The organism is Streptomyces sp. NPDC008086 (assembly GCF_042957325.1).
Taxonomy (GTDB): Bacteria; Actinomycetota; Actinomycetes; order Streptomycetales; family Streptomycetaceae; genus Streptomyces.
This window is the reverse complement of the sequence record NZ_JBIBIA010000001.1, coordinates 539386-557495: the sequence shown is the minus strand read 5'-3', so window position 1 is coordinate 557495 and position 18110 is coordinate 539386. Positions and strand designations below refer to the sequence as shown.

The following is an 18110-nucleotide window of genomic DNA, read 5'->3' as shown; positions in this document are numbered from 1 at the left end:
CGGCCGAATGATCAGGTGCGGTGACTCAGCAGTTGGCGACCCACTTGTGGGAGGCGATGTTGTCGTTCAGGGACTTGCCGTCGCCGCCGTCCGCGCCTCCGTTGTTCGGGAAGCGGTAGTGGACGATGTTCTCCAGGTACTCGCCCCTGTCGAGGCAGAAGTGGGCGCCCTTCTGGTTGGGGCGGTAGTAGAGCCAGACGTCATGCGTCTTGCCGTTGTTGAAGACGGAACTCGCCTCGTTGCGCATGCCGTTGCAGTTGTCCCAGTTGGACTCGTTCCCCTCCCACTTGCAGTGCAGGCCGCCCTTCTTCTCGTGCTCCCACGCGTGGAGGAAGCCGTCCGGGGCCGCCTGGACCCGCGTCGACGGCGCGGCGGCCGGCGACGAGTACCACTCGGGGTTCGCATGCGCGGCGCCGGGCAGCGCGGTCAGCGTCGCGGCGGCGAGCCCCACGGTTGCCAGCGCGGAGGCGATTTTGGTCCTCATGACGGTTTCTCCTTGGTCGTGTTGTCGTGCCGGTCGTGGCCACGCCGACGCTGGCAGTGCGTCTCGGCGGCTGGCAACGAACCACCGCCCGATGGGATGCTGGGACGCGCAAACGTGTGGTGACCTTGCACTTCAGTCGGCCCGCCGGGACGCCGGTGGGACAGTGGGACGGCGCGGTACGACGGAGTGCGCCGAGGGGGAAGACCGAAATGGGATCGCAGCCCGTGGAGTTCGACGAGTTCGCGGCCTGTCTACGGGCGCTCAAGGAACGGGCGGACCTCAGCTACGACGCGCTGGCCCGCAGGACCCGAATAGGCAGGTCCAGCCTGCACCGGTACTGCTCCGGCTCGCACGTCCCGCAGGACTACGGGGCGGCCCATCGCTTCGCCACGGCCTGCGGGGCGTCGCCGGAGGAACTGCGCCGATTACACCGGCTCTGGGCCCTGGCGGACGCCGCGCGGGAGCCCGACCGCGGCGTGGACGCGGATCCGGCACCCGCCGCCCCGGACCCTGACCCAGAGCCGGACTCATCCTCGGACTCTGCTCCAGAGCCGGACTCATCCTCGGACTCTGCTCCAGAGCCGGACTCACCCTCGGACCCTGCTCCAGAGCCGGACCCAGCCCCGGACGCCGTGCCCACCCTTCGTCCGCGCCAGCACCTCAGGAAGTCGCCGGCCCTCGTGGCCCTCGCGCTCGTCCTGGCTTTGGGAGCCACTGCGTGGGGCATCGCCGCCGTCTCCGGAACCGGGCCCGTTGGCGGCGCCGACGACGACCAACGCCCGCTGTTCTCGGCGGAGTGCGCCGGACCGGTGCGTCTCGGGCAGCGCGGTGCCTGCGTACGGGAGGTGCAGCGGCTGCTGGCCAGGGCCGGGGCCGAGATGGACGTCGACGGTGACTTCGGCCCGCAGACGCTGCGTCGGGTGACCGCCTTCCAGGCGCTGTCGCGGATCGACGCCGACGGAGTGGTCGGCGAGGAGACGAAGAACGCGCTCTACGCACCGAGGAGCCGGATGGAGACGTGGCCGCCCGGGAAGGTGCGGCAGCGGGTCCGGAAGGTGTTCCGTGAGGCGCCCGACGACGCGGTCGCGCTCGCCGACTGCCAGTCGTTCCTCGATCCGTTCCACATCGTGCCGAACACCGACGGCACCCGTAACTGGGGCGTCTTCCAGATCTCGGATGCCGCGCTGCGCAAACTCGGCGGCACACCGCGCGACGCGATGGACCCGGAGTGGAACATCCGGGCCGCCCACCGCCTGTGGAGCCGCACGAAGGGCTTCGGCGACTGGCCGCACTGCGACCGCGCGTCCTCCCCCGAGTCCGTCGGACCGGCTCTGGTGTCGAGGGTGAACGGTCGGGCGTCGGACAAGGACGGCTCCGCGCCCCCGTCGTCCTCCGTATCCCCTTCGTCCTCCTCATCCCCTTCGTCCGCGGACATCGTCTGCCCGGTTCCGGGCCAGCGTTTCAAGACGCCCCACCACGACCGCGTCTACCTCGTCGGCCCCGGCAACCGCCTGTACTACGTCCCCGACGCGACCGTCTACTTCAACCTCTGGGACGACTGGAACGGCGTCGCCGTCGTCAGCGACCGTGTCTTCGCGGACTGCGCCTGGGACGAGGCCCACGAGTTGGCCAACGGCCTCCTGGCCAGGGTGAGCGGAGGCTCACGCGCCTACATCTGGGACGCGTGGTACGGCTACCGCCTGATCACGGACCGGACCGTCTTCGAGAAGTACGGCTTCTCGGAGACGAAGATCCAGACACGCCCCTCCCTGTCCCCGATCAGCGGCGACAGCAGGTGGCACTGAGGGCGCGGGGTCACACGTACCCGCGCAGCGCCTTGTGGGCGCCGTACGCCTCGATGAAGCCCTGGACCGCCTCCAGGTCGTCGGCGAAACCGGCGGACCGCCACTTCGCCTTGCTGCCGTCGAGGTAGCGCAGGTCGACCCAGGTGGAGACGGCCGCCGAGGAACTGGAACTGGCCACGCGGATCCTCATGTCGGCCAGGTCCTGGAAGGCGACGACCGCCAGTGGTTTGCGTTCACTGATGTACTCGACGGCCCCGTCCGGCGTGATCACGAGCAGGGGATCCGGATCGTGCGACGTCCCGCGGAAGAGACCGGACAGCTTGCCCCGCCGCTTGGTGAACACACGCCAGTCGGCGGGCACCGGGCCTCGGCGCGCCTGCCACAGGACCGTTCGCGGATCCGTCATGGCACCTCCGCAGGACAGGGAACTCCGCCCAGGAGAAATTCTCCGCTCGGGACCGGACGGACGCCACTGCGCCCGCCTGGCAGGCGTTCGTCCCGTCGCTCTCCGCCTCGTAGGAAGTTCCCGCACCGGCGCGTAACGTGAGGCCTCATGAAGATCCTGATCAGTGCCGACATGGAGGGCGCCACCGGGGTGACCTGGCCGGCCGACGTGCTGCCCGGGACGCCGCAGTGGGAGCGGTGCCGGGGGATGTTCACCTCGGACGTCGACGCCGCCGTGCTGGGGTTCTTCGACGGCGGCGCCGACGAGGTCGTCATCAACGAGGCGCACTGGACGATGCGCAATCTGCTGCTCGAACGGCTCGACGAGCGGGCGGAGATGATCACCGGCCGGCACAAGACGCTGTCCATGGTCGAGGGCGTGCAGCACGGCGACGTGGACGGCATCGCCTTCGTCGGCTACCACGCGGGCGCCGGCATGGAAGGGGTCCTCGCGCACACGTATCTCGCCAACTCCATCACCGGGGTGTGGCTGAACGACGTACGGGCGAGCGAGGGCCTGCTGAACGCGCACGTCGTCGCCGAGTACGGCGTGCCCGTGGTGCTCGTCACCGGGGACGACCTGGCCTGCGAGGACGCGCTCGGGTACGCGCCCGAGGCGCTGAAGGTCGCCGTCAAGGACCATGTCTCGCGGTACGCCGCGGTGTGCCGTACGCCCGCCAGGACCGCCGCCGACATCCGCGCCGCGGCCAAGGATGCGGCCGCGCTGGCGGTGCGCGGGGTACCGGTGAGCGACGGGCCGTTCACCCTGGCCCTGGAGTTCGACGCCGAGCACCTCGCGATGGCGGCCACCGTCGTCCCCGGCGTCGAACGTGTCGGCGAGCGAAAGGTGGCGTACACCAGCGAGCGCATGTACGAGGGAATCCGTACCTTCAAGGCGGTCACCACGATCGTCTCGGCCGCGGTGGAGGAGCAGTATGGCTGACCAGCAGGCACTCGACGAGGTCGTGACGTTCACCTCCGACCTCATCCGGATCGACACCACCAACCGGGGCGGCGGCGACTGCCAGGAGCGGCCCGCCGCCGAGTACGCCGCCGCACGGCTCGCCGAGGCGGGCCTGGAACCCACGATGCTGGAGCGCACCAAGGGCCGTACGAACGTCGTCGCCCGCTTCGAGGGCACCGACCCGTCGGCGGACGCGCTGCTCGTCCACGGGCATCTGGACGTGGTGCCCGCGCAGGCGGCCGAGTGGAGCGTGCATCCCTTCTCCGGCGAGATCCGCGACGGCGTGGTCTGGGGCCGGGGCGCGGTCGACATGAAGAACATGGACGCGATGATCCTGTCCGTCGTCCGGGCCTGGGCCCGGCAGGGCGTACGGCCCCGCCGGGACGTCGTGATCGCGTTCACCGCCGACGAGGAGGCGAGCGCCGAGGACGGTTCGGGCTTCCTCGCCGATCAGCACGCGGGCCTCTTCGAGGGCTGCACCGAGGGCTTCAGCGAGTCCGGCGCGTTCACCGTCCACGACGGCGGCGGCCGGCAGCTCTACCCGATCGCGGCGGGGGAGCGCGGCACCGGCTGGATCAAGCTCACCGCACGCGGGAGGGCCGCGCACGGCTCCCGGCCCAACCGGGAGAACGCGGTGACCCGCCTCGCCGCCGCCGTCACCCGCATCGGCGCCCACGAGTGGCCGCTGCGGCTGACCCCGACGGTCAGTGCCGGACTCACCGAACTCGCCGCGCTGTACGGCCTGGAGGCCGACCTGGACGACGTGGACCGGCTGCTGGACAAGCTCGGCCCGGCGGCGGGGCTCGTCGAGGCGACCGTCCGCAACAGCGCCAACCCGACGATGCTGGCGGCCGGTTACAAGGTCAACGTGATCCCGGGGGAGGCCGTGGCGTACGTCGACGGCCGCTATCTCCCCGGCCTGGAGGACGAGTTCCGCGCCACCCTCGACGAACTCACCGGCCCGGACGTGGACTGGGAGTTCCACCATCGCGAGGTCGCCCTCCAGTCCCCGGTGGACTCGCCGACGTACGCGAGGATGCGGGCCGCCGTCGAGGAGTTCGCGCCCGAGGGGCATGTGGTGCCGTACTGCATGCCCGGTGGCACCGACGCCAAGCAGTTCTCCCGGCTCGGCATCACGGGCTACGGCTTCTCCCCGCTGAAGCTGCCGGAGGGCTACGACTACGGGGCGATGTTCCACGGCGTCGACGAGCGGGTGCCGGTCGAGGCGCTGCACTTCGGTGTGCGGGTCCTCGACCGCTTCCTGCGGACGGCCTAGGCGAGGTGGGGGAGACGGTGCGGACACTGGCGTACGGTTCCTGGCCCTCGCCCATCGACGCGGCCCTCGCCGCCACGCACGACGGGCACCCCGAGTGGGTGGGCTTCGTCGGCGACGAGGCCTGGTGGACCGAGCCGCGGCCCACGGAGGGCGGCCGGCGCACCCTCGTGCGGCGCCGGGCCGACGGTATGGAGGAGGCGGTGCTGCCCGCCCCGTGGGACGTGCGCAGCAGGGTCGTCGAGTACGGCGGACAGCCCTGGGCGGGCGTCGAGGTTGACGGCCGGCCGCTCGTCGTGTTCGTCGATTTCGCCGATCAGCGGCTCTACCGGTACGAGGAGGGCGGCGAGCCACGTCCGCTCACCCCTGTCTCGCCGGTGGGCGGCGGGCTGCGCTGGGCGGAGCCGCAGGTGCGGCTCGAACGCGGCGAGGTGTGGTGCGTGCTGGAGGAGTTCACCGGCGACGGGCCCACCGACGTGCGGCGCGTCCTGGCCGCCGTTCCGCTGGACGGCTCGGCCGCCGAGGACCGGGACGGCGTACGCGAACTCACCGACGACCGGCACCGGTTCGTCACCGGACCGCGGATCGCGCCGGACGGGCGGCGGGTGGCCTGGCTCGCCTGGGACCATCCGCGCATGCCGTGGGACGGCACGCAACTGCTGGTCGCCGACGTCGGCGCCGACGGCACGCCCGGCGCCCCGCGCACCGTCGCCGGTGGCCCCGAGGAGTCGATCACGCAGGTCGACTGGGCGCCCGACGGCCGGCTGCTGTACGTGAGCGACCGCAGCGGCTGGTGGAACCTCTACCGCGACGGCGTACCCCTGTGCCCGCGCGAGGAGGAGTTCGGCGGGCCGCTGTGGAAGCCGGGCCTGCGCTGGTTCGCCCCGCTGGCGGGCGGACTCGTCGCCGTCGTGCACGGCCGCGGGGCGACGGCCCTCGGGGTGCTGGACCCCGAGACCGGCGAGATCGTCGACGCGGCCGGCCCCTGGACCGAGTTCGAGGCCACGCTCGCGGTGTACGGCGAGAGGATCGTCGCCGTGGGGGCCAGTCCGCGCAGCGCGCACGAGGTCGTCGAACTCGACACCTGCACGGGCCGCGCCCGCGTCATCGGAGCCGCCCACGACGACGCCGTGGACCCCGCCTACTACCCCGAGCCGCAGATCCGCACCTTCACCGGACCCGCCGGGGACGAGATCCACGCCCACGTCTACCCGCCGCACAACCCCGGCTGCGTCGCCCCCGCCGACACACCACCCCCGTTCGTCGTCTGGGCCCACGGCGGCCCCACCTCGCGGGCGCCCCTCGTCCTCGACCTGGCCATCGCCTACTTCACCTCGCGCGGCATCGGCGTCGCCGAGGTCAACTACGGCGGCTCCACCGGGTACGGCAGGGCGTACCGCGACCGGCTGCGCGAGCAGTGGGGCGTGGTCGACGTCGAGGACTGCGCGGCCGTCGCGCGCGCCCTCGCCGACGAGGGCACCGCCGACCGGGACCGGCTCGCCATCCGCGGCGGCAGCGCGGGCGGCTGGACCGCGGCGGCGTCGCTCACCGCCACCGACGTCTACGCCTGCGGCACGATCCTCTACCCCATCCTCGACCTGGCCGGCTGGGGCACGGGGGAGACCCATGACTTCGAGTCCCGGTACCTGGAGTCGCTGGTCGGCCCCCTCGCCGAGGTCCCGGCACGCTACGCCGAGCGCTCGCCCGCCGCGCACGCCGACCGGCTCACCGTGCCGTTCCTGCTGCTCCAGGGACTGGACGACGTGATCTGCCCGCCCACCCAGTGCGAGCGGTTCCTCGCCCGCATGGAGGGACGGCGGGTGCCGCACGCCTACATCCCCTTCGAGGGCGAGGGCCACGGATTCCGCCGGGCGGAGACGATGATCCGCGTCCTGGAGTCCGAACTCTCCCTGTACGCCCAGGTCTTCGGGCTGAACCCGCCCGGGATCCCGACGCTGGAGCTCACCGGATGACCGAGCCCGTACGGCCTCTGGTGCGCCCGTCCCGCCTCGTCCCCGGCGCCCGCGTGGCCGTCGTCGCGCCCAGCGGGCCCGTCTCCGAGGAGCGGCTGGAGGCCGGGCTCGACGTGCTGCGCGGCTGGGACCTCGACCCGGTGGTGGCGCCCCATGTGCTGGACCGGCACGGCGAGTTCGGCTACCTCGCGGGGACGGACGCGGACCGCGCCGCCGATCTCCAGCGCGCCTGGTGCGATCCGTCCGTGGACGCCGTGCTGTGCGCCCGGGGCGGCTACGGGGCCCAGCGCATGGCCGACCTCCTCGACTGGGCGGCGATGCGGGCGGCCGGGCCGAAGGTGTTCGTCGGGTTCAGCGACATCACGGTGCTGCATCAGGCCTTCGCCACCCGGCTGGGCCTGGTCACCCTGCACGGACCGGCGGCGGCCGGTGTCGACTTCGTCAAGAACGCCCGGGCGCAGGACCACCTGAAGGCCACGCTCTTCCGTCCGGAGACGGTCCGCGTGATCCCTTCCCGCGGCACGGCCATGGTTCCCGGACGGGCCCGTGGCGTCACCCTCGGCGGCTGCCTCAGCATGCTCACCTCCGATCTCGGCACCCCGCACGCCCGCACCGGTGCGCGCGACGGGCTGGTGCTGCTGGAGGACATCGGCGAGCAGCCTTACCGCATCGACCGGATGCTGACCCAGCTCCTGCGCACGGGATGGCTCGACGGGGTCGCCGGGATCGCGCTCGGGTCCTGGGCGGGATGCGGCCCCTACGACACGGTGCGTCCGGTCCTGCTGGACCGGCTCGGTGGCCTCGGTGTGCCCGTCGTCGAGGAGTTCGGCTTCGGGCACTGCGAGGGCGCGCTGACGATCCCCTTCGGGGTGGACGCTGAACTCGACGCCGACGCAGGAGAGTTGACCCTCGACGAGCCGGCCCTGCGCTGACCCTGTTCACTGAACCTCCGTCAAGAAACCCTCTTCCCGGTGATTGACCCCGCCTGACACGTGTCACACCATGACAACCGGCCAGTACTTACTGGTCGGTAAAAAGGGCTGTCTCCAACGTGCCTCAGTGTGGAGGTCTTCGTGACCCGACGTGCGCCCAGACTCCGAACCCCACTCGCTCTCGTGCTCGGCGCCACGCTCACCGCCCCCCTCGCGCTCCCCGCCCCGACCGCCGCCGCGACCGGCCGGTTCACCGTCACCGCCCTGAAGTTCACCGTCCAGGCGGGCGAGCGCACCTGCACCGTCGACGCCGACCTGTACCGGCCCGCGGGCGTGGACCGCGCCCACCCGGCCCCCGCCGTCCTCGCCACCAACGGCTTCGGCGGCAGCAAGTCCGACGGCTCGACCGACGCCATCGGCAAGGCCTTCGCCCAGCGCGGCTACGCCTCCCTCGTCTACTCCGGGCTCGGCTTCGGCAGGTCCGGCTGTCTGATCTCCCTCGACGACCCCGCCATCGACGGCGTCGCCGCCGCCCGACTGATCGACTTCCTGGGCGGCAGCCGCGCCGCCGACGACGGCACGAAGGCCGACTTCGTCACCCTCGACGCCCCGGGCGACCCCCGCGTCGGCATGCTCGGCGGCTCCTACGGCGGCGCCATCCAGCTCGCCACGGCCGCCGTCGACCGACGCCTCGACGCGCTCGTACCGATGATCACCTGGAACGACCTCGCGTACGCCCTCGACCCGAACAACGCGATACCCGGCGGCAGCGTGCCAGGTGCCTTCAAATGGCAGTGGGCCAACGGCTTCTACCTCATCGGCGAAGGCCAGCCCCTGCTCCAGCCGAGCCTCGACCCCTCCCGCATCAACTCCCTGGCCTGCCTGCACTTCGTCACCAAGGCCTGCGACACCGTCCGCACCCTCAACTCCGGCCGCTACCCGGCCAAGCAGACCGCCGAGCTCCTCGCCTACGCGCGCAGCGTCTCGCCGGTGACGTACCTGCACCGCGTCAAGGCACCCACCCTCCTCGTCCAGGGGCAGGCCGACAGCCTCTTCAACCTCAACGAGGCCACAGCGACGTACAAGACGCTCAAGGCCCAGGGAACGCCGACGAAGATGATCTGGCAGTCCTGGGGCCACAGCGGCGGCCTCACCGACCCGGCCGCCGGTGAACTCAACCTCGGTCAGGGCAACCTGGAGACGAGCTACGTCGGCCGGCGCATCCTCGCCTGGTTCGACCGCTACCTGGGCAAGAGGAACGTCGACACCGGACCCGCCTTCGCCTACCACCGCGACTGGATCACCGACCCGAACGGCACCTACGCCACCGCCGACCGCGTCCCCGCCCCCAGCCGTACGCTCTACCTCTCCGGCGACGGCAAGCTCGTCGACAACCGCCGCAAGGTGGCCCGAGGCAGCCGCACGTACACCAACTGGCTCGTCCCCACCAGCCACTCCGAGAGCTCGCTCGCGGGAACCATCGGCATCCCGGACCCGGCGCCGTACGACACCCCGGGCACCTACCTCGGCTGGACCAGCGAGCCGCTCACCCGCACCACCGACGTCGTCGGCGCGCCCCGGGCCACGCTCAAGGTCGTCTCCCCGAAGGCCGAGCGGACCCAGCACTCCGGGGACGCCGCCGACAAACTCGTCCTGTTCGCCAAGCTGTACGACCTCGCGCCCGACGGCACGAAGACGCTGGTGCACCGGCTCGTCGCACCGGTCCGCGTGCCCGACGTCACCAAGAGCTTCACCGTGACCCTGCCGGGGATCGTGCACCGGTACGAGAAGGGGCACCGACTGCGGTTCGTGATCGCCGCGAGCGACGACGCGTACTTCGGGAACCGGGGGATCAAGCCGGTGACCGTGGTCAGCGCGCCCGAGGACACGGGGGTGATCCAGCTGCCGGTGACCGGCTGAGCGCTCCACGGGTGCGCTCACCGTGCGTGATCGCGCCCCCGGGAGCATCCTGGTCCTATGCCCGCGAAGACGACGTCGCAGAGCGGCAGGAAGTCCGGCCCGCCGCTGACCCCCAAGGGAATCAGCGTGCTGGTGCTGCTCGCCGTCGCCCTGGTCTTCATCTTCGAGAACACCCGCGAGACCGAGATCCGCCTGCTGGTGCCCCTGGTCACGATGCCGCTGTGGCTGGCACTGCTCGCCGTAGGTCTCATCGGGGCGCTGGTCGGTGCGTACTTCATGGGCCGGCGTCGATAGCGGCCCGTCGTAGGCTGGCGCCATGCCGCACCCCGCGACCCGCTATCTCGCCGAAGGCCCCCGCGTGGGCATACGTCACTTCACCTACGAGGACAGCCGCGAGTTCACGGCGCGGGTCCGGGAGAGCAAGGACCTGCACCATCCGTGGCTCTTCCCACCGGACGGCGGCGCCGCGTACGCCGCCTATGCCGGGCGGCTGATCGAGGATCCGAGCAAGGCGGGGTTCCTGGTCTGCGCGAAGGACGACGGCGGCGGCATCGCCGGGTACATCAACATCAACAACATCGTCCAGGGCGCCTTCCAGAGCGGGGCCCTCGGCTACGGCGCCTTCGCCCACGCCGCCGGGCGCGGCCTGATGCGGGAGGGCCTCGACCTGGTCGTGGACCACGCCTTCGGGCCGATGCGGCTGCACCGGCTGGAGATCAACGTCCAGCCGGCCAACACCGCCTCGATCGCCCTCGCCCGCGCCTGCGGGTTCCGCCTGGAGGGCTTCTCCCCGGACATGCTCTTCATCGACGGTGCCTGGCGCGATCACGAGCGGTGGGCGATCACCGCCGAGATGCGGGCTTGAAATTGATCTTCATGGTGTCGAGGTCCGTCACGGTCGACCTCAGCTCGCGGAAGCCGTAGCCCAGCTCGCGCAGGGCACTCTCCGCCCGGTCCTCGGCGATCGCACCGGCCATCTCCTCGCCGTCCGCCGCGTCGGACACGACGACATAGCGCATCGAGAAGTGCTTCAGCGGGGACGGCTCGTAGGACAGCGACCCCTCCTGCGTGAACCGCATGCTCGTCATACCGTGCTCGGCGGCCTCGGCGATCAGCCGTGCCCGGGCCTCGTCGGTGAGTGCGTCCCACGTGCCCCGGACGATCACCCGGTAGGTGTGCTGCTCGCTCATGCTCCCGTTCCCATGGCCGCTCCCGTCGCCGTTCCGCTGCATTGGCGTTGAGCGCCGACTCTACGTCGACCAGGATGGAGCGCATGCGGAATATCGTCGTGCTCGACGCCCCCTCCAACCTGGGCCTGCGCCCACCCGCTCCCGGCACCGTGCCCGGCTGCTACAAGCTCGCGGGCGCCCTGCGCGAGCAGCGGATCGTCCAGCGGCTGCGGGCGCTGGAGGGCGGGGTGGTGGTGCCGCCGAGGTACGACCGGGGGGACTGGCAGGAGGGCGACGGCGTGTTCAACGCGGCTGCCCTCGCCGCCTACACCCGCACACTCGCCGACCGCATCGAGCACCATGTGCGCGCCGGTGACTTCCCCCTCGTCCTGGGCGGCGACTGCTCCATCAACCTGGGCGCCGCCCTCGCGCTGCGCCGCATCGGCCGGCACGGGCTGGCCGTCCTGGACGCCTCGCCCGACTTCCGGCACCCCGGCAACTGCGACCATGTCGGCGCGGCGGGCGGCGAGGAGGTCGCCCTGGCCACCGGGCGCGGGCAGGAGGACCTGACGAACCTGGAGGGGCTCAGGCCCTATCTGCGGGACGAGGACGTGCGCTACTTCGGCATCCGCGACTGCTTCGAGGAGGACCGGGCCGAGCTCGCCGACCTGAAGATCCCCGTGGTCACCGTCGGCGACCTGCGCGAATGGGGCGCCGAGTCACTCGCGTCCGTCACCCGGCAGGCCTTCGAGATCCCGGAACTGGACGGCTTCTGGGTCCACTTGGACGCCGACGTCCTCGACCCGTCCGTCATGCCCGCCGTCGACAGCCCCGACCCGGACGGGCTCACCCCCGACGAACTCGTCGCGCTGCTACGCCCCTTGCTGGCCTCCGCGTACTGCGTAGGGCTCAACGTCACCATCTACGACCCCGACCTGGACCCGCAGGGCACGGCCGGGGCGCTGCTGGCCGACATCGTCGTGTCGGCCCTGGATCAGCCCGATCAGCCCTGACGGTCCACGTACTCGTAGATCGCCCCGTCCGGATGCATGGCGATCAGATTGCGGCCCACCGGCGTCGCCACCGGCCCCGCGATGACGTGCGCGCCCAGTTCGGTGAGCACCTGGTGGGCCTCCTCGACGTCCTTGACCGCGATCGTCGCCGCGACCTTGCGCAGCACCTCCAGCTCGGCCTCCGGGCCGCTCATCAGCAGAAAGCAGCCGACCGCGGCCACCTGGACGCCACCGCGTTCGAAACGCAGGGCCTGGCCGCCCGCCAGCCGTTCGTAGAAGGGGACTGCCCTCTCCAGGTCGTCGACGCACACGCGCAGCGTGGTTCCCAGGATGTCCATACGGACGAGCCTAGTTGGGGGCACCCGGCTCGGGAGATCGTTTCACGCGATCCCCTCACTCCCGGTGGACGGGCTCACGTGCCGGTACGGACCGTGACGGAGCGCGTTACGCGCACCCCCGTACGGGTACCCGGGGCCCATGGACCGCTTGGATCATCTTGAGCACCTGGACAGGCAACTGGTCGACGAGCTGGCGCAGGTGGCACGCGAGACCGTGCGGGACGAGCTGCGCGAGCAGACCCGCAGGCAGCGCCGTCGGGCCATGCTCTACGCCGGCTCCGGCGCCGTCGCCCTGTACGCGGGCGCGGCTCTCGCGCTCGCCCTCGGGCTGGGCCTCGCCACCGGACTGCCGGACTGGGCCGCCGCGCTGATCACCGCGGCGATCCTCGGCGTGGTGGCGTACGTGCTGCGCGGCGCGGCACGCCCGTCGGCGTCCCGGCCGGCGACGGAGCAGTCGACGGCGCCGGACGCCGCCCATGGACACCACCTCGGCGGCGGCGCGCCGCCCGCGCCGCCCGGCGGACTCGGCCTGCCGTACCCGCCGAAGCCGGCCGGCCCGCCCGACGTGGCGCCGGACGCGGCCGGACCGCGGCCGCCGCACCCGGACGACATCGACCCCGAGCAGCCGCACCACCGGGCGTGATGCCGGTGCGCAGGCCGCGGGAGGGGGCCCTGCCGAAACGCGGCAGGGCCGTCGTCGTGACCGGGGCCAGCGGCGGCGTCGGCCGGGCAGCGGCCCGGGCCTTCGCCGCGCGCGGCGACCGGGTCGCCCTGCTCGCCCGGGGACGCGAGGGTCTCGCAGCGGCGGCGGACGAGGTCCAGCGCGCCGGGGGCGAGGCCCTGGTCGTCACCGTGGACATGGCCGACGCCAAGGCCGTCGAGGACGCCGCCCAGAAGGTCGTCGACGCCTTCGGGCACATCGACGTCTGGGTCAACAACGCCTTCGCCGGGATCTTCGCGCCGTTCACCGAGATCACCCCGGACGAGTTCCGGCGGGTGACCGAAGTGACGTACCTGGGCTATGTGTTCGGCACCCGGGCCGCCCTGCGGCACATGCTGCCGCGCGACCGGGGCACGATCGTGCAGGTCGGCTCCGCGCTCGCCTACCGCGGGGTTCCGCTGCAGTCGGCGTACTGCGGGGCGAAGCACGCGATCCAGGGGTTCAACGAGTCACTGCGGTGCGAGCTGCTCCGCGACGGGAGCCGGGTGCGGACGACGATGGTGCAGATGCCCGCCCTCAACACCCCGCAGTTCGACTGGGTACTGAGCCGGATGCCGGGACGGGCCCGGCCGGTGGCCCCGGTGTACCAGCCGGAGGTGGCCGCGCGGGCGATCGTGCACGCCGCCGGGCACGCGCGGCGCCGGGAGTACTGGGTCGGGGGGGCGACGGTGGCGACGCTGATGGCCAACGCCGTCGTCCCCGGCTTCCTGGACCGGTATCTGGCGCGGACCGGGTTCGACGCGCAGCGCGACGAGGGTGAGCGGGAGGGGCCGGCGAATCTGTGGACGCCGGCGGATGGGGCGCACGGGCGGGACTTTGGCGCGCATGGGCGTTTCGACGAGGAGTCACATGCGGGGAGTTCTCAGGAGTGGGCGTCCCGTAATCGTGGTCGGGTGGGGTGGGTTGTCGCGATCGGGGCGGGAACGCTTGCCGCGCGGGCGCTGAAGCGCCGGTTGGCTGGTCCGGCCTCTCGTTGAGCGCTCCGAGGAAGGTGCCGCGATGTGTCGCCGGTCGTCTGCCGCGCCGTCGTGGCCGGCCGCGCCCGCGCGGCGGAGCCGCACATTCATACAGCCCGCGCCCCTGGGGGCGCTGCCGTGAGGCCGCCTGGTCAGGCGACCCGGAACTCCTGTACCTCCTCCGCCCTCAGCGCGAGTCCGTGGCCCATCCCCTGGGTCGGGGTGATCGTGCCGCCCCTGGGGTCCAGGGCGCCGTCGAAGAACATGTCCTCCACGCGGACGTGGTCGTGGAACCACTCGATGTGCCGCAGATTGGGGAGCGCGGCGGCCGCGGCGGCGTGGGCGTGGGGCGCGCAGTGGGCCGAGACCTCCAGGCCGTGGGCCTGGGCCAGGGCGGCGGCGCGCAGGAACTCGGTGAGGCCGCCGCAGCGGGTCGCGTCGATCTGGAGGCAGTCGACCGCGCCCGCGGCGATCATGCGGGCGAAGTACGGGAGGTCGTAGCCGTACTCGCCGGCCGTGACGTCGCACGGCAGGGTGTCGCGGAGGAGACGCAGGCCGGTGAGGTCGTCCGAGGAGACCGGTTCCTCGAACCAGGTGACACCGTGCTCGGCGAGGGCGTGGCCGACCCGGATCGCCTGTTTGCGGGTGTAGGCGCCGTTGGCGTCGACGTACAACTCCGCCTCGGGGCCGATCACTTGACGTGCCGCCCGGACCCGGGAGACGTCACGCAGGGTCGCGCGGCCCCGGTCCTCGCCGATCTTTATCTTCACGCGCGGGATGTGCTGACCGTGCACCCAGCCGTTCAACTGCGCGGCCAGATGCGTGTCGTGGTACGTCGTGAAGCCTCCGCTGCCGTAGACGGGGACCTGTTCGCGGCACCTGCCCAGCAGCCGGGCCAGGGGCAGTTCGAGGAGGCGGGCCTTGAGGTCCCACAGGGCGATGTCCAGGGCCGAGATCGCGCACGCGGCGATGCCCGGGCGGCCCGCGTTGCGGATCGCCCGAACCATCGCCTCGTGCGCGGCCGGGATGTCCAGGGCCTCGCGGCCCTCGACGAGAGGGGCGAGATGGTCGCGCAGGAAGTCGCCGACCGCGGCCGGGCCGTACGTCCAGCCGGTGCCGGTCGCGTCGCCCGCCGTCACCTCGGCGATCACCACGGTCGTGGAGTTCCAGGCCAGGGTGCCGTCCGCCTCGGGGGCGTCGGTGGGCACCGTGTAGACGGAGACGACGGGGAGATGGAGTTTCATCGCGTGGGTCCGCCCCTCGTCACGGCTGGAGCTGCGGCAGCACCTTCGTCCGGTAGAAATCGAAGAAGCCGCGCTGGTCGGGGCCGATCTGACCGACGTAGACGCGGTCGAAGCCCGCCTCGGCGAAGGAGTTCAACTCGGCCACGTGCTCGTCGACGTCGTCGCCGCACACCGTGTTCTCGCTCACCATCTGCTCGGTGACCAGCGGCGCGAGCTGCTCGAAGTGGCGCGGTGAGGGCAGGATCTGGGCCATCTCGCCGGGCAGCAGCTGGTTGGACCACAGCCGGCGTACCGTGCGCACGGCCTCGTCGCGGTCGGTGCCGTAGCAGACCTTCGTGCCGCCCATCACCGGCTTGCCGTGGCCACCGCCCTTGCGGAACCGGGTGACCATCTCCTCGTCCGGCATCATCGTGATGAAGCCGTCGCCGACGCGTGCCGCGAGGGCGGTCGCCGCCGGGCCGAAGCCGGAGACGTCGATCTGGACGGGTTCGTCGGGGACCGTGTAGAGGCGGGCGTTCTCCACCCGGTAGTGGGTGCCGTAGTGGCTGATCTCCTCGCCGGTGAACAGCCGGCGCATGATCAGGATCGCCTCCTCCAGCATCTCCAGGCGGACGCTCGCGGGCGGCCACACATGGCCGAGGACGTGTTCGTTGAGAGCCTCGCCCGAGCCGACGCCGAGCCGGAAACGACCGTTCGTCATCACCGCGGAGGTCGCCGCGGCCTGCGCCACCACCGCCGGGTGGATCCGCGCGGTCGGGCAGGTCACGGCCGTCTCCACGGGCAGCGACACCGCCTCCGAGATCGCGCCGATCACCGACCACACGAAGGGGCTCTCGCCCTGCGCGTCGTTCCACGGGTGGTAGTGGTCCGATATCCACAGCGACTGGAATCCGGCCTGTTCCGCCATCCTCGCCTGCTCGACGAGTTCGGCGGGACGGAACTCCTCGCAGGCCAGGAAGTAGCCGTACTCGGGCATGGGGGGCACCTCCGGAACTGCCGCGTGGGTCGGCGGCGGGGACGGGTCGCCGTCCGGGTACCCGGCGGCCCCGCGGGAAACCGGGCCGGAGGTGGGATGTACGGCCGGCGTGCGGGAGACCGGCGCTGCCCGCGGGCGACGTTTGGGGGCCTTGGCCAGGGGGACGCGGAAGGCTCCCGAGGTACGCGACAGCCCCGGAGGCACACCGTGAGTCGACCCCGCATCGTGATCGTCGGCGCCGGATTCGCCGGGTACCGGGCGGCCCGCACGCTCTCCCGGCTCGCCCGGGACAAGGCCGACATCACCCTGCTGAACCCGACCGACTACTTCCTGTATCTGCCCCTGCTGCCCCAGGTCGCCGCCGGCATCCTGGAACCGCGCCGGGTGACCGTCTCCCTCTCCGGCACCCTGCCCCACGTACGGCTCGTGCTGGGCGAGGCCGACTCGGTCGACCTCGACGGTCACACCGTCCACTACACCGGGCCCGAGGGCGACGCCGGCAGCCTGCCCTTCGACCGGCTGATCCTCGCCGCGGGCAGCGTCAACAAGCTGCTGCCCATCCCCGGCGTCGCCGAGCACGCGCACGGCTTCCGCGGCCTGCCCGAGGCGCTGTACCTGCGGGACCACGTGACCCGGCAGGTGGAGCTCGCGGCCGCCGCCGACGACCCCGGGAGCTGCGCCGCGCGGTGCACCTTCGTCGTGGTGGGTGCCGGGTACACCGGTACGGAGGTCGCCGCGCAGGGGCAGCTGTTCACCGACGCCCAGGTGCGCAAACACCCGCTGCGGGCCGGTATGCGGCCGCGCTGGCTGCTGCTCGACATCGCCGAGCGCGTGCTGCCCGAACTGGACCCGAGGCTCTCCCGCACCGCCGACCGGGTGCTGCGCGAGCGGGGCGTGGAGGTACGGATGGGCACCTCGGTGAAGGAGGCCACGCACGGCGGGGTGCTGCTGACCGACGGCGAGTTCGTCGACACCCGCACCCTGGTGTGGTGCGTCGGCGTACGGCCCGATCCGCTCGCCGAGTCCCTCGGCCTGCCCCTGGAGCGGGGCCGGCTCCTCGTGGACCCGCACCTCCAGGTGCCGGGCCGGCCCGAGGTGTTCGCCGCCGGGGACGGGGCCGCCGTGCCCGACCTGGAGAAGCCCGGCGAGTACACGCCGATGACCGCCCAGCACGCCTGGCGGCAGGGCAAGACCGTGGCCCACAACGTCGCCGCGTCCCTGGGGCACGGCGAGCGGCGCCCCTATCGCCACCGCGACATGGGCTTCGTCGTGGACCTCGGCGGCGTCAAGGCGGCCGCCAACCCGCTCGGCATCCACCTCTCCGGCGTGGCGGCGGGCGCCGTCACCCGCGGCTACCACCTCGCCGCGATGCCCGGCAACCGCGTCCGCGTCGCCGCCGACTGGCTCCTTGACGCCGTACTCCCGCGCCAGGCCGTCCAGTTGGGGCTGGTGCGCTCATGGTCGGTGCCGCTGGACACCGCCTCGCCGGAGCTGGCGCGCACGCCGGGCCGTCCGGAGAAGGCACCCGCCCCCTCGGCGGGACCGAACCCCGGGCCGTCCGGACGTGAGCCCGAGCCCGCGCAGAGGCGGCAGCCGAGCACCGACCCGGCGAAGACCCGGCCTGGCGGGGAGCCCGCGACGAATCAGCCCGGTGGTGAGCCCGCCAAGGACGAGCTCGGCGGTGTGTCGGCCAAGGACCGGGCTGCCGGTGAGTCCGCGAAGAATCAGCCTGGCGGTGAGCCCGCCAAGGACGAGCTCGGCGGTGTGTCGGCCAAGGACCGGGCTGCCGGTGAGTCCGCGAAGAATCAGCCTGGCGGTGAGCCCGCCAAGGACGAGCTCGGCGGTGTGTCGGCCAAGGACCGGGCTGCCGGTGAGTCCGCGAAGAATCAGCCTGGCGG

Annotated in this window: 18 protein-coding genes; 12 read left to right on the top strand and 6 right to left on the bottom strand. The window is 72.3% G+C overall.

The window, feature by feature from the left end:
* Window positions 1-25 precede the first annotated feature (25 nt).
* On the bottom strand, window positions 26-484 hold the full coding sequence (locus ACFZBP_RS02505) for a peptidase inhibitor family I36 protein (RefSeq protein ID WP_391409451.1): 459 nt from the start codon (window positions 482-484) through the stop codon (window positions 26-28).
* 209 nt (window positions 485-693) lie between these two features.
* On the opposite strand from ACFZBP_RS02505, the gene ACFZBP_RS02500 reads away from it, so the two are divergent.
* Entirely contained in the window at window positions 694-2289 is a 1596-nt protein-coding gene (locus ACFZBP_RS02500) for a helix-turn-helix domain-containing protein (protein ID WP_391409450.1), read from the top strand.
* Window positions 2290-2299: 10 nt separating this feature from the next.
* Here ACFZBP_RS02500 and ACFZBP_RS02495 read toward each other — a convergent pair whose 3' ends face one another.
* Window positions 2300-2695, bottom strand: coding sequence for a hypothetical protein (locus ACFZBP_RS02495; protein ID WP_391409449.1), 396 nt, complete (start codon window positions 2693-2695; stop codon window positions 2300-2302).
* A 147-nt stretch (window positions 2696-2842) separates the two neighbouring features.
* Between ACFZBP_RS02495 and ACFZBP_RS02490 the strand changes: the two genes are divergently transcribed.
* The 7 genes from ACFZBP_RS02490 (at window position 2843) to ACFZBP_RS02460 (ending at window position 10660) form a co-directional block, all read left to right on the top strand.
* Complete coding sequence (locus tag ACFZBP_RS02490) at window positions 2843-3676, top strand: M55 family metallopeptidase (protein WP_391409448.1); 834 nt, start codon at window positions 2843-2845, stop codon at window positions 3674-3676.
* Entirely contained in the window at window positions 3669-4973 is a 1305-nt protein-coding gene (locus tag ACFZBP_RS02485; RefSeq protein ID WP_383449330.1) for a M20/M25/M40 family metallo-hydrolase, read from the top strand. Before ACFZBP_RS02490 ends, ACFZBP_RS02485 begins: the two co-directional genes overlap by 8 nt.
* A gap of 5 nt (window positions 4974-4978) precedes the next feature.
* Entirely contained in the window at window positions 4979-6943 is a 1965-nt protein-coding gene (locus ACFZBP_RS02480; RefSeq protein WP_391409447.1) for a prolyl oligopeptidase family serine peptidase, read from the top strand.
* Window positions 6940-7875: an LD-carboxypeptidase gene (locus ACFZBP_RS02475; protein WP_391409446.1), complete on the top strand. Its 936-nt coding sequence runs from the start codon at window positions 6940-6942 to the stop codon at window positions 7873-7875. The genes ACFZBP_RS02480 and ACFZBP_RS02475 overlap by 4 nt, the downstream gene beginning before the upstream one ends.
* Window positions 7876-8016: 141 nt before the next feature.
* Window positions 8017-9795: a CocE/NonD family hydrolase gene (locus tag ACFZBP_RS02470; RefSeq protein ID WP_391409445.1), complete on the top strand. Its 1779-nt coding sequence runs from the start codon at window positions 8017-8019 to the stop codon at window positions 9793-9795.
* Window positions 9796-9852: 57 nt separating this feature from the next.
* Window positions 9853-10089, top strand: coding sequence for a DUF1049 domain-containing protein (locus ACFZBP_RS02465; protein ID WP_383449326.1), 237 nt, complete (start codon window positions 9853-9855; stop codon window positions 10087-10089).
* Between the two features lie 22 nt (window positions 10090-10111).
* On the top strand, window positions 10112-10660 hold the full coding sequence (locus tag ACFZBP_RS02460; protein ID WP_383449325.1) for a GNAT family N-acetyltransferase: 549 nt from the start codon (window positions 10112-10114) through the stop codon (window positions 10658-10660).
* Here the strand turns inward: ACFZBP_RS02460 and ACFZBP_RS02455 are convergent.
* Entirely contained in the window at window positions 10638-10985 is a 348-nt protein-coding gene (locus ACFZBP_RS02455; protein WP_391409444.1) for a DUF6204 family protein, read from the bottom strand. The two genes, ACFZBP_RS02460 and ACFZBP_RS02455, sit on opposite strands and share 23 nt — an antisense overlap.
* Window positions 10986-11068: 83 nt before the next feature.
* Here ACFZBP_RS02455 and ACFZBP_RS02450 point away from each other — a divergent pair, with 83 nt between their 5' ends.
* Complete coding sequence (locus ACFZBP_RS02450) at window positions 11069-11977, top strand: arginase family protein (protein WP_383449323.1); 909 nt, start codon at window positions 11069-11071, stop codon at window positions 11975-11977.
* On the opposite strand, the gene ACFZBP_RS02445 is transcribed toward ACFZBP_RS02450, so the two are convergent.
* Window positions 11968-12315: a VOC family protein gene (locus ACFZBP_RS02445; RefSeq protein WP_383449322.1), complete on the bottom strand. Its 348-nt coding sequence runs from the start codon at window positions 12313-12315 to the stop codon at window positions 11968-11970. The genes ACFZBP_RS02450 and ACFZBP_RS02445 overlap by 10 nt on opposite strands.
* 139 nt (window positions 12316-12454) lie before the next feature.
* Here ACFZBP_RS02445 and ACFZBP_RS02440 point away from each other — a divergent pair, with 139 nt between their 5' ends.
* Window positions 12455-12958 (top strand): phage holin family protein, encoded by a 504-nt coding sequence (locus tag ACFZBP_RS02440; RefSeq protein ID WP_391409442.1) that lies wholly within the window; start codon window positions 12455-12457, stop codon window positions 12956-12958.
* Window positions 12958-14013, top strand: a complete 1056-nt coding sequence (locus ACFZBP_RS02435) for an SDR family oxidoreductase (protein ID WP_391409440.1) — start codon at window positions 12958-12960, stop codon at window positions 14011-14013. The genes ACFZBP_RS02440 and ACFZBP_RS02435 overlap by 1 nt, the downstream gene beginning before the upstream one ends.
* A 131-nt stretch (window positions 14014-14144) precedes the next feature.
* On the opposite strand, the gene ACFZBP_RS02430 is transcribed toward ACFZBP_RS02435, so the two are convergent.
* Window positions 14145-15236 (bottom strand): enolase C-terminal domain-like protein, encoded by a 1092-nt coding sequence (locus ACFZBP_RS02430; RefSeq protein WP_391409438.1) that lies wholly within the window; start codon window positions 15234-15236, stop codon window positions 14145-14147.
* A 19-nt stretch (window positions 15237-15255) separates the two neighbouring features.
* On the bottom strand, window positions 15256-16212 hold the full coding sequence (locus ACFZBP_RS02425) for a TIGR03557 family F420-dependent LLM class oxidoreductase (protein WP_391409436.1): 957 nt from the start codon (window positions 16210-16212) through the stop codon (window positions 15256-15258).
* A 207-nt stretch (window positions 16213-16419) separates the two neighbouring features.
* On the opposite strand from ACFZBP_RS02425, the gene ACFZBP_RS02420 reads away from it, so the two are divergent.
* Window positions 16420-18110 (top strand): FAD-dependent oxidoreductase (locus ACFZBP_RS02420; RefSeq protein WP_391409434.1); only part of this gene is annotated, 1691 nt, incomplete at its 3' end.